This is a genomic window from Providencia sp. PROV109, from assembly GCF_033681625.1.
GTDB lineage: Bacteria > Pseudomonadota > Gammaproteobacteria > Enterobacterales > Enterobacteriaceae > Providencia > Providencia hangzhouensis.
The window spans coordinates 2,065,545-2,079,958 of sequence record NZ_CP096320.1 but is presented as its reverse complement, the minus strand read 5'-3'; the positions used below and the strand labels follow the sequence as shown (position 1 = coordinate 2,079,958).

10 protein-coding genes are annotated in these 14,414 nt (G+C 40.4%); 5 read left to right on the top strand and 5 right to left on the bottom strand.

From position 1 onward, the window contains the following. Window positions 1-65: 65 nt before the first annotated feature. The gene (locus tag M1F25_RS09595; protein WP_094961745.1) at window positions 66-464 is read right to left on the bottom strand and encodes a hypothetical protein; all 399 of its coding nucleotides are present in this window, start codon (window positions 462-464) and stop codon (window positions 66-68) included. Between the two features lie 103 nt (window positions 465-567). Beyond that, window positions 568-981: a fosfomycin resistance glutathione transferase gene (fos, locus tag M1F25_RS09590; RefSeq protein ID WP_004263671.1), complete on the bottom strand. Its 414-nt coding sequence runs from the start codon at window positions 979-981 to the stop codon at window positions 568-570. A gap of 466 nt (window positions 982-1,447) precedes the next feature. Between fos and M1F25_RS09585 the strand changes: the two genes are divergently transcribed. Further along, window positions 1,448-2,152, top strand: coding sequence for a MarC family NAAT transporter (locus M1F25_RS09585; RefSeq protein ID WP_181489620.1), 705 nt, complete (start codon window positions 1,448-1,450; stop codon window positions 2,150-2,152). Here the strand turns inward: M1F25_RS09585 and M1F25_RS09580 are convergent. After that, window positions 2,146-2,799, bottom strand: a complete 654-nt coding sequence (locus M1F25_RS09580) for a transglycosylase SLT domain-containing protein (RefSeq protein WP_102139216.1) — start codon at window positions 2,797-2,799, stop codon at window positions 2,146-2,148. The two genes, M1F25_RS09585 and M1F25_RS09580, sit on opposite strands and share 7 nt — an antisense overlap. A gap of 283 nt (window positions 2,800-3,082) precedes the next feature. Between M1F25_RS09580 and M1F25_RS09575 the strand changes: the two genes are divergently transcribed. The 4 genes from M1F25_RS09575 to M1F25_RS09560 are packed head-to-tail and all read left to right on the top strand — an operon-like array spanning window position 3,083 to window position 6,632. After that, the gene (locus M1F25_RS09575; protein WP_102139217.1) at window positions 3,083-3,994 is read left to right on the top strand and encodes a metal ABC transporter substrate-binding protein; all 912 of its coding nucleotides are present in this window, start codon (window positions 3,083-3,085) and stop codon (window positions 3,992-3,994) included. 1 nt (window position 3,995) lies between these two features. Continuing rightward, complete coding sequence (locus M1F25_RS09570) at window positions 3,996-4,886, top strand: manganese/iron ABC transporter ATP-binding protein (protein WP_109911242.1); 891 nt, start codon at window positions 3,996-3,998, stop codon at window positions 4,884-4,886. Beyond that, window positions 4,883-5,773, top strand: coding sequence for a metal ABC transporter permease (locus tag M1F25_RS09565; protein ID WP_004263652.1), 891 nt, complete (start codon window positions 4,883-4,885; stop codon window positions 5,771-5,773). Before M1F25_RS09570 ends, M1F25_RS09565 begins: the two co-directional genes overlap by 4 nt. Continuing rightward, the gene (locus tag M1F25_RS09560) at window positions 5,766-6,632 is read left to right on the top strand and encodes a metal ABC transporter permease (protein ID WP_110591602.1); all 867 of its coding nucleotides are present in this window, start codon (window positions 5,766-5,768) and stop codon (window positions 6,630-6,632) included. Before M1F25_RS09565 ends, M1F25_RS09560 begins: the two co-directional genes overlap by 8 nt. Window positions 6,633-6,755: 123 nt before the next feature. Here M1F25_RS09560 and M1F25_RS09555 read toward each other — a convergent pair whose 3' ends face one another. Further along, the gene (locus M1F25_RS09555) at window positions 6,756-8,108 is read right to left on the bottom strand and encodes a hypothetical protein (protein WP_110591601.1); all 1,353 of its coding nucleotides are present in this window, start codon (window positions 8,106-8,108) and stop codon (window positions 6,756-6,758) included. Beyond that, window positions 8,105-14,413 (bottom strand): protein kinase domain-containing protein, encoded by a 6,309-nt coding sequence (locus M1F25_RS09550; protein WP_181489619.1) that lies wholly within the window; start codon window positions 14,411-14,413, stop codon window positions 8,105-8,107. Before M1F25_RS09550 ends, M1F25_RS09555 begins: the two co-directional genes overlap by 4 nt. Between the last annotated feature and the right edge of the window lies 1 nt (window position 14,414).

Below are 14,414 nucleotides of genomic sequence, written 5' to 3'. Positions count from 1 at the left end.
CATAAATGAATATATAAATTTGAGTGGAGGAACATATAGAGGAGTGATATTAACTACAAAAATAATTAGTTATTGGGAGTTAAGGAAAACACACTCTTTAAACCTTCTAATTTACTATATTCTTGCTGGCAAACTAAATTTCGTACATCACTGGGCATAGAATCAATTCTGGTTTGAATATTGGCAAGTTGTTCATCTAAACTATTCATTCCCTTTACATCAACAATGTCCTGATTCACTTTAAGATAATCAGTAAAACTTTGCAGGTTATCCTCTAGACTATTACAAATATCATTACTGGCTAAACTCTGCGGTAAAATAGCACTGAGGGATGTTGGTAAGACTTGGGATATATTCGGATAAATGCTTTGCTTCCACTGCTGAGGAAAAACGATTAGTAACATGGCGGCAGCCAAAACTAATAGCATCGACGCCCCGGCTAATGTCGCTATAAGTTTTTTCATTCTTTTTCCTATTACTCAAAATTAACTGAAAATAGGATAACCAACTCTGCGTAAAGCTATTTTTAAAACTAAAAATCCTTTGTAAAGAAATCCATAACTCTTTTTAATAAAATTTCATTTCTTCATACGGTTTTTCTTGGCAGCTCTTTAAGCGCTGTAATAAGCCGCCTACATGCAATTCTAATTTGTGGCCATCTGGATCAAGAAAGTAAAAAGAATCTCCTTCACTTTTATTTTCTTTCCAGACAATGACATTTGCTTGCATTAGCCTATCAACAACGATAAGAAAGTCTTTCGCATCAACGTTAAAGGCATAGTGTGTGTAATCCGTTTTTTCTGGGGACGAAAATTGGCGAGTTATATCTAATGATAAACATAACCATAAATCGCCACAGGAAATATAGGCGCCCTTTTTCCAACTCGCATGTAACTTCATACCAAGTAGTGATTGATAAAAACCAATACTTTTTTCTAAATCAGTTACAGCTAAAGTTAAATGGTTGATTCCGTTTAACATATTTTTTTACCCTTTACTTGTCTGTCACAGTGAATTCTTTTAATGAATTTACATAAATTATCAGTAAATAACATTGCAGCAGATATACTGTATCCCATATCAACTTAAAGACAACCTGTTACGAAATGCCCTTAACCTTTTTATCCCCCATAAAAAGGTTTTTTTTTGCCTTTAAAAATTGAATACTTTTACCACAATCACTCATCTTGCTGTTATTTAACAAATAAAATAAGTTATTCACAGATGAAAGCCATTGTTATCCACAATTAATGTGAACAACTCTTATTATCTACAAACTAATAAATGATAGTTAATATTAACTCTTACTCATCAGTATGCTAACCACCTCCTACCATAAAATATCTCACTAGATATAAATGCTAACCTACAGATCTATAAGAAATTTTGCTATCATTTGAGATAAGGTATTTTATTCACATTAATCAGGAGCTTGAATCTAACTTCCATGACAAATTTTCTTGAGCTATTTCAAGCCGTTGGTATTGGTCTGGTACTGTTACTTCCTCTCGCCAACCCTTTAACTGCAATTGCAGTCATGTTAAGCATCTCTGCTAATATGACAAAAGAGCAGCGTGACCATCAATCGTTATTGGCTTCTATTTATGTGTTCGCAATTATGACTATCGCTTTTTATGCAGGCCAGTTAGTTATGAATACATTTGGAATATCAATACCAGGTCTTAGAATTGCAGGTGGGTTAATTGTGGCATTTATTGGCTTTGGCATGCTGTTTCCTAGCAGTGATGTTGGGGAAGACCCGACTACCAATGCCCTTGATGACCCGAATGTTCCCAAAAAACGCCAAGAATCCCCTAGTATTGCTTTTGTTCCCCTTGCGATGCCGAGTACTGCTGGCCCTGGTACTATCGCCATGATCATCAGCTCCACTGCATCATTACAAAGTAATGTTAGTTTCGCTCCATGGGTTTTAAAAGTCGCCCCCGTTATCACCTTTTTTATTGCAAGCTTTATCGTTTGGATTGGTTTAAAAGGCGCAACTTCGATTATGAGGTGGTTAGGTAATAGCGGTATTGATGCAATCGCTCGGGTGATGGGGTTCTTATTAATCTGTATGGGAGTGCAATTTGTTATCAACGGCATCGTTGAAATTGTCGCGCAGCTCCCATATTTAATGAAGGAATATCAATAAGACATCGCTAATGCATTGTAAGCATTTTTAACTTTCCACAAATAGCGTGGGGCTTGCGGTGCAGGATGCTTTGTTTGCACGTGTTGATAAAATTCTTCCGGCGATAAGCTGTTAATCATTGCAATCGCCCGGCCTTTATCATTATCAAATGTTCTTAATAATGCCCCCGCCCCGTTCACATAAGCGACAACCGTTGCATAATATAATGTCTGAGGGTGGCTAATTCCAGCAAGATGTTGCTCCTTTAAAATACGAATATAAGTTGTACCAATATCAATATTTTTTTGTGGATCTTTTAAGTCACGAGAACTCGGCTCTCCCGACTTTCCCTGATAACGATATGCGTCACGTCCCGCTGTCGAAGCTTTAATCTGCATCAAACCTATTGCATTTGATTTACTGACAACTTCAGGCCTAAAGTTGGATTCGACCTCAATAATGGCCCTAATTAAAGCTTCATCAACACTGTAACGAGCCGCAGACTCACGAATAAACTCATCAAAAGGCGTTCTTGGGAATGTCGTATTTTGTGCTGTTACAGGCCCTGTAGGCTCTAGCATCCGCTGTTTTGTTACAGGCCTATCTGGCTCGCTTGAACAACCTGCAAGTAGCAGTAGCGCAAAAGTGCCGCCAATTATTTTTTTCACTGTCGAATCCTCTACGATGGAAGCCGATGGCAGAATAACTAATCCTAAGAAAAATAAAATAATTTTTACTTAACTTTTACTTCAGGACGTGTTTTAGTCATACAAATAACCATGGGACTTAGAAGCCCATAATGACGAATAATGCTATTCCACATTTTTTATGTTTATTTTCCTCAATTGATATTGATAATCATTATCAGTTGAGATATAAAATATAATTGTTATAAACCTTAACAACTGTATGTTAAAAAACGCTAAACCAATAATGTCAGGGTCAACTTTTATGAAGAAGAACGTATCTCGATTATCTGCACCTTTACTAACCAGTATGTTTGCTTTGATAGCAGTCATCTTTTTTAGTCAGCCGGCTTTTGCTAAAAAATTTAAAGTCGTTACCACTTTTACCATTATCCAAGATATCGCTCAAAATGTAGCTGGAGATGCGGCAATTGTCGAGTCTATAACGAAGCCTGGAGCAGAAATCCACGGTTATCAACCGACGCCTAAAGATATTATGAAAGCCTATGACGCAGATTTAATCTTATGGAATGGGATGAATTTGGAAGTTTGGTTCCAACGTTTCTTTGAAAACTTTAAGAATGTCCCTGCTGTCGTAGTCACTGAAGGTATTGAGCCAATGCCAATCCGTGAAGGTGAGTATAAAGACAACCCGAACCCACATGCCTGGATGTCTCCTGCTAATGCTAAAATTTATATTGAAAATATTCGCCAAGCTCTAGTTAAATATGATCCTGAAAATGCAGAAACATATAATGCCAATGCGAAAAAATATGCGCAGCAAATTGCAGAGCTTGATACCCCTTTACGTGAACGCTTAAACCGTATTCCAGAAAATGAACGTTGGTTAGTCTCAAGTGAAGGCGCATTTAGCTATTTAACGAAAGATTACGGCTTTAAAGAAGTCTATTTATGGCCAATCAATGCAGAAGAGCAAGGCTCTCCTCAACAAGTGAAAAAAGTGATTGATACTGTCCGCAAATACAACATCCCTGTGGTATTCAGTGAAAGTACAATTTCTGATAAGCCTGCTCGCCAAGTCAGTAAAGAAACCGGGGCAAAATACGGCGGCGTATTATATGTTGACTCATTATCAACTGCCGATGGCCCAGTACCAACCTATATAGATCTTTTAAATACGACTGTAGACACGATAGCGAAAGGATTTTCACAGTAATATGAATCATTCAAGTCAATTCGAACACCCGAATCTTATCGTCGATGATGCGACTGTAACATATAATAATGGTCACACCGCTATCTACGACGCAAGCTTTACTATCTCTGGTGGCTCTATTTGTGCCTTAGTTGGCGTAAATGGCAGTGGCAAATCAACGCTATTTAAAACCATTATGGGGCTTGTCACCCCATCTTCAGGCAGTGTGACATTAAATGATCAGCCAATAAAAACGGCACTGAAAGAAAACGTGATTGCATACGTCCCACAAACGGAAGAAGTTGACTGGAACTTCCCCGTTCTCGTTTCTGATGTTGTGATGATGGGGCGTTATGGCAAAATGGGTTTTTTCCGCATCCCTAAACAAGCCGATAAAGATGCGGTCAAAATGGCATTAGAACGGGTTGACCTTGCAGGGCTTGAACATCGCCAAATAGGCGAGCTTTCAGGTGGTCAGAAAAAACGGGTTTTTTTAGCGCGAGCGCTCGCACAAGAAGGTAAAGTTTTACTCCTTGATGAACCCTTTACTGGGGTTGATGTTAAAACTGAAAATGCCATTATTGACCTGCTGCGTAGTTTGCGTGACGAAGGCCATCTAATCCTCGTTTCAACTCATAACTTGGGTAGTGTGCCTGAGTTTTGCGACCACGTTATCTTAATCAATCGCACTGTTTTAGCGAGTGGACCTACAGAAACAACATTTACGCAACGAAACCTGCAGCAAGCTTTCGGCGGCGTATTGCGTCATATTAACCTGTCAGGTCAAGAGCTTCATGACGATGATGACCCTCGCTCTGTCACCGTCATTACCGATGATGAAAGAGCGGCTGTATTCTATGGTCATGACCATGATGCCCCCGTTCGAAAAAACCAAGCTAAGGGTTCCGAATGATTGAGATGTTATTACAGCCCTTTGAATATGATTTTATGATAAAAGCTATTTGGGTCAGCGCCATTGTTGGTGCTGTCTGTGCGTTTTTATCGGCGTATTTGATGTTGAAAGGCTGGTCATTAATGGGAGATGCGCTCTCCCACTCTGTTGTTCCTGGGGTGGCTGGTGCTTATGCTTTAGGTTTACCCTATGCGGCTGGCGCCTTTTTTACTGGGATCCTCGCGGCACTGGCCATGACATTAATAAAGCATCTAACTCGTTTACGTGAAGATGCTGTCATTGGCTTTATTTTCTCTACTTTTTTCGCAGCAGGTTTGTTGATTGTTTCATTGAACCCAACATCTGTGAATGTACAAAGTATTATTTTTGGTAATATTTTAGGTATTGCGGATTCTGACGTATTACAAGTAGAAATTATTATTGGCATTTCATTCATTGTACTGCTGTGCTTATGGAAAGATTTATTAGCCGTTTTTTTCGATGAAAGCCACGCTCGTTCAATTGGCTTGAACCCATTACGCCTAAAAATTATTTTCTTTACATTATTAAGTGCTTGTACTGTTGCAGCCCTACAAACAGTTGGTGCAATCCTTGTTATCGCAATGGTCGTCACTCCGGGGGCAACCGCCTATTTATTGACAGACCAGTTTAAACGTTTACTCATTATTTCAGTCACAATTGGTACCGTAACCAGTGCTGTTGGTGCTTATATCAGTTATTTCCTCAACGGTGCTACAGGTGGGTTAATTGTTACACTACAAACTATTATTTTCCTGTTGGCATTTTTCTTTGCACCTAAGCACGGTATTTTTGCCTCAAAACGTAATGCAAAAAAGGAAGTAGCTCGGCTGCATCAGTCACACCGACAAGGAGCATCTCATGAGTGATTTCATTGACTTACTGATGGCTCCGTTTGCTTTTCCTTTTATGCAAAAAGCATTGATTACCGCCATTGTTAGTGGGACCGTATGCGCTATCCTTTCTTGCTTTTTAGTATTGAAAGGTTGGTCATTGATGGGTGATGCAATTTCCCATGCCGTTCTGCCGGGGATCATTATTGCTTCTTTACTCGGTATCCCATTAGCGATAGGGGCTTTCGCATCTGGCTTATTCTGCGCTGTCGCAACAGGGTATTTAAAAGAAAATAGTCGGATAAAAGAAGATACCGTCATGGGAATTGTATTTTCTGGGATGTTTGCTATCGGTTTAGTGATGTTCGCTAAAATCGATACAGAGCAACACCTAACACATATTCTTTTCGGTGATATATTAGGGATAACCGATAGCGAATTTAAACAGATTTTACTGTTTGCTGGCATCACTATCGCAATTATTTTACTGAAACGTAAAGATTTTATGCTCTATTGTTTTGACCCAAACCAAGCCCGTGTGATTGGCCTCCCCGTCAAGCTGATACATTATGGTTTACTGTCTTTACTTGCATTAACCATTGTCGCTTCACTGCAAGCGGTTGGGATCATTTTAGTTATTGCCATGCTGATCTCCCCGGGAATTATTGCATTTGTCCTATGCCGGAGCTTCGGCAAAATGCTCGTCGTCGCTATCATCGCTTCTGTAACATCAAGTGTTATTGGAACCATCTTGAGTTTTCACATTAATGCGACGACTGGGCCAACCATTGTTGTTACGCAAGCGGTTTACTTTGTAATAGCCCTGCTCTATAGCAAGCTAGTACTGGCACGTAAAAGAAATCAGACTAACCCACAAAGTATGCATACCGCATAATAAATGGCAGATATAACAAAAAAGCTGAATTCACGCATAACGAATTCAGCTTTTTTATTTTCAATAACACCCTAGCTATGCAACAAGATCTTTTTTAGTAACTTAAGCATCTGCATTAATTAGCTATCTGCTGCGTGTTTTTAACTGGTTCACCGCAATATTACGACGTTGCTCTTCAGATTGAGTTTCATACACCTTCATTTCCCCTCTTCCCGCTGGTAACGCCTGCTCAACAACAAGCTCCGCATCTGTCTGAGCAATAATATCTTGTAATTGTTGATGTTGATTACACCAAATTGCATCAACATCCTGGTCTCGTGAATTATCCCGCCTTGCAGAAAAAGCCACTGTACGCGCTTGAAAACGAGCTTGTTTTCCACCTAATTCTAGTCCATACCCCGGCGTTGCAGGGTGTGTGACGACTACTTTGCCATCATCCAGCCATGCTTTAACATCAGTATCTTGAACTTGATAACCGAGTTTTCCTAACCCTTCTAATACCGTTTTCCTTTGTGCAGTGGCAACAACCTGTTGTTCTGCAGTACTTACGGCATTATTCAGCTTATCTATCCATGCAGTTAACACTTCTATCGAGCTTGATTGTATACTCGCTAGCGCATTCGAAATCATGGCTTCATTTTCATTACTCGCAAAAATAGCCAATTCATCACAAAGTTGTTCAATTTTATCGATAAGTTCAATTCGTTGCTGACTTAATTTCAATTGCCCAGCTAATGTCATGATCAATGAATCGGCACGTAAATGGCGCTGTGTGCCTTCTTTAAACTCTTCAAGCTCAAGCAGTTGTTGTTCCGCACGCTGAGCTTCATCAAGCGAAGTCATCAGTTTTAGCTTTTCAATCATCAATAGAATCTGCTCACATTGCTTGGCAAACGGCGTTTGAGGTAAGCCTGATTGCCAAAATTGCTTCACGCCTTCAGATTGTGCTTTTAGCTGGCTCAATAATGCCGCTGCCGATGGTGTTAGTGAAGTTGATTGTGAACTCAATAAAGCTAATACTTTAAAAATTAATTTATTAGATTGGTTTTCATCCAGTTCACTAGCCGAAATTAATTGCGTAAGAAGTTCGGTCTCATTTGGCAGTTTTTCATGTACCAGTGCGATTAATTCAGCCAAATTATGTTCTCTGTACTTTTTTGTTCGGGCTAATAACGCTTGTTTTTCAAGTTGTTGCTCACGAACTTCCTGTACTTCGTTATTCAGTGTCCCAGTAAACTCAACCAATTGGTTATTTAATAAACTTAAATTGCGTGCTGACAATGTGGCAACCTGTGCCTCATTTTCCATTAACTGCTGGTATGCTTGTTTGATTTGTGCAATACGCGGCTGATGATATTGGCTGCGGTTTGCCAATGCATTCCACTGTTTAAATCGACGTTTAACTACCGCAAGCTGACGCCGACACTGAATTTCATTCATTTCCCTAACAGTTATACGATGAACCGATGAACTCATAACGCACCTTCTTGCGGATTTTGACTCTCTATTTGAGAGAGGGATGAGGTTAATAAAGCCTGAGAAATGGCATCATGTAGTTGTTGCTGTGCCAAATCGCGATTTTGATACCATTCGATAATAGAAACCCGGTAACGCGCTGGTATCACTCGTGCCAGAACAGCACTGCGCCATAGCTCCCTAGAACGCGCTGTTTTTAATAGTGGGTGTGATGGTATGTCGCATTCAATACCGATGAGCAAACGGCCACTGGTTCGGTCCTCAACAATGCCATCAAAATGGAATACCCCATTTTGGCTTGCGGTGGTCACCTGCCAGCCACTTTGTCGAATAAAACTCATTACCGAATCGACAAACGCATTTTGCGGGAGCGTTTCGTTATCAACCGCTGACTGTGTATGACACATGCGACTAAGTAATTTTTTATTTTCTTTTTGCATTAATGGGTTACACGCATTTAACGCATAAGCCAGATAACCTTGTAAATAATCTCTTGGAATTTCCGGTTTGCGGTAAGTGGCTAGTAAATCAGAAATTTCATCTATTGGCATTGATGACATTATTACGACTTGCTGACGAGCACGAGTGATGGCGACATTTAAACGCCGTTCACCACCAGTTTGCCCTAATACCCCGAAGTTACGCCTGAATGTCCCCTGCGCATTGCGACCAAATGTGGTAGAAAATAAAATCACATCGCGTTCATCGCCTTGCACATTTTCCACATTTTTCACAAAAAATGACATATCTTCGTCATCGTGAGTGCGTTGGTTTTCCTGCGTATACGCCTGAAGAAAATCTTCATCCTGTGCTGCACGTAATTGAATTATTTGATTAATTAATGTTGCTTGTTTTTGGTTAAACGTGACTACCCCCACAGAGGGTCGTTGTTCGAAAGGCCGTTGCCACATTGAAGCTAAATGATCCACGATAGCGACTGCTTCAGCTTCATTGCTTTGGTTAACATACATGCCATTAACTTGAATAAGCTGTAATGGCTTAATTTTACTGACCATTTTAGAAGAAAACTGCGCTGGAATATTAAGCCTATTTTCATAGAAAGCAAAATTGGAGAAATTAATCAGCTCTCGATAAGCAGAACGGTAATGAATATCCAATGTATGAATAGGCAATACTGTACGTGCTAAATGTAATAAATCAGGGCAATCACTAATTTGCCGGTAATCCCATTGCTCTCCTGCCAATTCTTGTTGGTCATCGTCTTCTTCATCAATATCGTCTTCAATTTGCTTGCCTGTGAAAAATTTTGAAGGTGGCATTTGCTTTTCATCGCCACTAACAATGGCCTGTTTGGCTCTAAATAAAGTCGATAAGGCAAATTCAATCGGCATCTGTGAAGCTTCATCATAAATCACACTGTCAAACATGGCACCTTCAAGAGGGAGCACCTGGCTCGCTACATCGGGTGTCATCAACCAAACCGGCCGTAGTTGCATTAACCCAATATCTCGACCTTCTTGTATAAATTCCCTTAAACGTCGCGCTCTTGGCCCTGCTAAACGAGTAATTTCTTCCCATTCTCGGCGGTTCCCTAACGTTTTGATATCTATATTGGCCGTCAATGCCAATTTATTGAATTGTTGTAATTGTTTTTGAGCATTTTCTAGTTCAGCTAGGCCTGACATCAGCTGGCCGTGATTAGTACTTAATGCAGGCAATGTTGCCAGCAATTGAGCTTTAGTAAACAGACAGAAATAATAGTTAATTGTTTGAATTAATTGATCTCTCCATTGCGTTGTGCCCCCTTCAGTTGCGATAAGTTGTCCAATAGCCGGTTTTAATAGCGTTAAGATCCCCCAATGCTGCTCGGTAAAATGTTGTGTTTCTTCCCGAAACGATTGGTAACGCTGTAAATTTTCTTTCTGTTGCGCTATCAGCACCAGTTCAGTCGTATTTGACTCACCGTTTACGATGGCCATCTTAAACCGTTCAACGGTTTCTGATGAAAATACGCTATCTAGCCGACTTAATTGGTTTAAGCTTTCCGTTTTTGCACGTAACTTAGCTATTGCCGCCCTGACTTCATGACATTGATGGATAAACCCGGCTTTTTGTTGCTGAGTAATCGCGTCTATAAAATGCAAAGGTTCAGGGTACTGAGCGAGAAGCTCAGCCATATCTGCCACTCGTTTTAATTGCATGACCAACGGTTGCAATGTGCTACGCCACAGGTGGTTTGGCTGAAGCTCAAGACCAAGCTGTTGATATAATGGTTGTAATTCCCTTTCAAGTAAACGCCATTGTTGTTCAACGGCGATGGTATTAAGCACTGACGTCTGTTTTTCAGTCGTAGGCGCTAAGCCACTAGCCGCCATAAATGACTGCAATTGGTTTTGCCGACGGTAGTAATACGGGTTCAAGAAACGTAACCATGACCCTTGCATTGTTTCCATCAATGCTCGCGATAATTGGGAAAGATGGTCATTATCAATCCCCCTAAACACAGGGAATAATAACGGGTCGATATTTTCTTCATTAATCGATAATAAACGCTGATACAACAGCTCAAGTTGGTTAATAACTAAATTTCCCGTTTCACTGCTAAATAGCGTTAACCAACGGGAGAAATCCTGCCATTGTTCAGCCGTTAATTGGCTAAATTGTGCTTCATGCTGTGATAACCATTGCTCATGAGTCGATAATTGAGTCAACGTAATTTGCTGATATGGCGTTTTATAAGCTTCATCACGTTGCTTTTCAGTATCGATCAATCCCATAATAGATTGATTAAACAATAAATATTGAGGGTCATTCACCGTAAACTGCGATAAGGCTTTTAGTGCATTATTTTCATAATCCAATTGCCACCAAGTATACGCATGTGACTTCAAATCATCCGTTAGTTGCTCAATCGTATGGCTATCAAATTGCGCTAATAAAGGCTTAATGTGCTGTTCATCAATATCAAAATGAGGAAGCTTTTCAAGTTCAATCAATTGGCTTAATACTTGTTTATAAGAAACTTGAAACTTTTCGTCGATATTATTGAGTGAGTGAAAATACCGATCTATTTTTTGTTCAAATAGCTGAACGCGATTTACAAGATGAATTCTCTCTCCCTGCCAATCAAGCTCAACGGGCTGGCTTTTTTCTTGTCCCCAAAGTTGCTCAATTTGTTCTCTCACCGCCAAAATAATCTCACGGCCTTTTTGGCTTTGGCTGATATATAGTGCTCTATCCCCTAATCCATTAGCAATCAAACGCTTATAGACTACTTCTAGTGCAGCAGGTTTTTGACACACCACTAAAACGGTTTGCTGACGCCCTATCGCATCTGCAATCAAACTCACGATGGTTTGGCTTTTCCCTGTCCCTGGCGGCCCCTCAATCAGCAGCCCCGTGTTAGCTTGTGCAGCTTGAACAACTTGTTCTTGTGATGGGTCTGCCAATGACAATGCATACTGATTAAGTAAATTATCTGGCTGTGTTTCACTCGTGCTATTGAGCGGTGAGACTTTTAGCATTGTCGCTAAGGCTGTTTGGGAAATAGGTAGCCCAGCAATTTGCTGTAAATCGCTACTCATCGCCTGTCCAATAAACGAGGTATGGAAGAGTACCGCTGAACAACAGATTTGTGCACTATTCTCTGCAATTGGAGTAGTGATCGACGGAAGTGGCGCGAGTTCTGTACCTTGTATCGGTAATAAAGACGTAAGTGTCTCCATCATATCTTCAATGGTTAAACCTGCTTTAGATAATAAATTATCTAATATTGTTTGCCACTCACTCACCGGAGGTATACCCGCAAAGCTTGCCAGTGCTGGATTTAAGCGTATTGCCGCCCTCTCATGATCAAAACTAAGCTGTATAGGGCTGTTTTGAGCTAAAGAAGTCCGTAATGAAACGGGCCATAAAAATAAAGGTGCTATTCGCGGTTTAATTTGATTCGGCTGTGTGTGCAATAATAAGAATGGGAAACCAAGGTACATGCCATCAATACCTGTATCCCGTTGATATAACTGCGTATCTGATTGTAGGATCCGTAATCGGCCATTGACGCCTTTATGCTGTAATAGCAAATCACTATCAATGGTAACCGTGCTTTTTTTGCGGTTCAATAAATGTTCAAGTAATGCACTTGCAGGGCGAACGGGGCTATCGCATTCCATTAAATCGACTCGCCCAGTATTTTGCGTTAAACGCATACGCACTAAGTTTCCACGCTGTGTTACTGACGTGAGCTTTTGTGTAAAAAACCTTAGAACTTCAAGAACATATTTTTGTGATTCGGGTACTTGCCAGTGTTCGAATGGAATAGCCAGCAATACGAGAATTTTGACTAACGGCAAGCGACGCATTAATAAAAAGTCATCAACCCAACCATCTAATTCAGGGATCCCTATACGTTTGAAATCACTGACTCGGTGGTTAATGAGCTGGTATAGTTCCCCTCTTGGTAACAAAAGTTGGTTTTTGGCTATTTCGCTATCAAAATTGTGGATATCATTGTGTTTTGCTAATTCAAAAGATTGCTCGACTAATGCAGTCAGTGAAACAAATTGCCCAATATCGGCACTTAGCAATAAAATATAATCAATTTCTTGCAGATTTTGTCTATCTAATAAGGCTTGTAGGCTTTCATTATGTGAGTCAGGAAATTGGCTATGCAGTAATTCCCAACGCGCAGCGAGCTGGCTTATTGACGTGATTAACAAATACAGTTTCAAGCTTTCTTCATTGAGTAATATATTCAACTGTTCAGCGCGTTGGCGTACTAAACATTGGCGGTGGTAGAGCTGCACTAACCAATGTTGTGGGTCGATATTCTGAATATGTTGAGTTAATGGCTCACTAATTAGTGCGTAAGCAAGAATAGGCTGTTCTAATAACCAAGCTGGTGTGATGATTTCACCACGGTAAATAAATGGCATATTCGGGTTTAGGATTTTTAAAGCTAAAGTGAGTTTAATATCTTGATTAATTTCACTTTGTAAGGCTCCATCTAGCGTTTTTGGACTATCTAAAAAAGCCTGAAGTTGTTTGAGTTGTTCCTGACTATTATCAAACTTTGCTAACCACGACGTTAATTCCCCGCGTAACAAAAATTGAACTGCACCATCCCAATGAGCTTGTTCACCAGCAACCATGGCAAAAGTATCTGGCTGAGAAAATTGCTGACCTGCAAACTGGACTTGATGGTATTGAGTTGGCGAGCCTGCTATCGCACCTTTCGGTGCTTGGACCGCTTTCCCCTCTAGCCATGCTAACACCTGCGGCCATTGCCAACGTAAAAAACGATCCCGGCACAATAACCCGCGCAATAATAGTTGTAAGTTGGGGTCTAAATCATCAGGAAAATCAACGCCATTAGTCATGACTTGGATTAAGAACGCATTATCATGAACTTGAGCAAAACACTGCCCTTGGGTCAGTTGTTCTAATAAAATAACCCCAAGACTCCACCAGTCTGATGCGGCGCTCACACCGCCTGCTAAGGTTTCTGGTGCGCTATAACGGGAAATATCTAAGGGTGTTACAATATCAAGGTCAAATTCAGACAAACTCGCAGAGCCATATTCAATTACCACAATATCTAAAGGCTCACGGCTGCGGATCAACAAATTAGCGGGACATAGATTACGATGACGTAAGCCATGCTCAGTAAATGCCGCTATCGCTTGCCCCATTTCTTCAACCAATTTGGGAATTTCATGTAACTGCCAAAATTCCCCTTGCTGAATAAATTGGCTCAATGAGCCACCTTCCAATAATTCAGTCACATGCCAAGCGCGGTTTTCCCAGCGTCCCGTTTCATAAAACTCAGGCACATGGTCTGTTGGGATCAATTGAAGTACTTGATAAATCGTAGGATCAGGTTCTTCACCTTTTTGATATAAGGTAAGCACACCATTTTTGTCGTTTTCAATATGTGTAACTAAATAACGTTCCCGTGGGCTATCGTTTTGGTTAATACGTCGTTCAAGTCGCCAATTACCAATCAGTCGTTGAGATTGCTCCTCAATATTGCTTAGTTCAAGAGCTGCATCCGCCCCACACTCAAGGCAGATAAAATCCCCCTCATCCATGGAATGCCCATTCACACAAACTCTTTGTTCAATAATTTGGTTATTTTGATTATTCTCATCAATACTGAGTTTTGGGCTCTCAATCGAGGTATTGTGCTCATCAATGGGGCACCAACCCGTTTCATGAATAGCTTCAAGGGTTAAATCCCAACCACAAAACTGATTATCTCCTTGTGGTGTTTTAATTTGCCCAGCACAAAAAATTTCAGTTAACGGTCGCTCTGTTTGGCAATGTGGGCAAAAACGTATCATGGTCATC

Excerpts from the sequence above, each read along its gene's own strand:
- M1F25_RS09575 (WP_102139217.1), top strand. The coding sequence starts at position 3,083 with ATGAAGAAGAACGTATCTCGATTATCTGCACCTTTACTAACCAGTATG.
- M1F25_RS09585 (WP_181489620.1), top strand. The coding sequence starts at position 1,448 with ATGACAAATTTTCTTGAGCTATTTCAAGCCGTTGGTATTGGTCTGGTA.
- M1F25_RS09570 (WP_109911242.1), top strand. The coding sequence starts at position 3,996 with ATGAATCATTCAAGTCAATTCGAACACCCGAATCTTATCGTCGATGAT.
- M1F25_RS09595 (WP_094961745.1), bottom strand. The coding sequence starts at position 464 with ATGAAAAAACTTATAGCGACATTAGCCGGGGCGTCGATGCTATTAGTT.
- M1F25_RS09565 (WP_004263652.1), top strand. The coding sequence starts at position 4,883 with ATGATTGAGATGTTATTACAGCCCTTTGAATATGATTTTATGATAAAA.
- M1F25_RS09560 (WP_110591602.1), top strand. The coding sequence starts at position 5,766 with ATGAGTGATTTCATTGACTTACTGATGGCTCCGTTTGCTTTTCCTTTT.
- fos (WP_004263671.1), bottom strand. The coding sequence starts at position 981 with ATGTTAAACGGAATCAACCATTTAACTTTAGCTGTAACTGATTTAGAA.
- M1F25_RS09555 (WP_110591601.1), bottom strand. The coding sequence starts at position 8,108 with ATGAGTTCATCGGTTCATCGTATAACTGTTAGGGAAATGAATGAAATT.
- M1F25_RS09550 (WP_181489619.1), bottom strand. The coding sequence starts at position 14,413 with ATGACCATGATACGTTTTTGCCCACATTGCCAAACAGAGCGACCGTTA.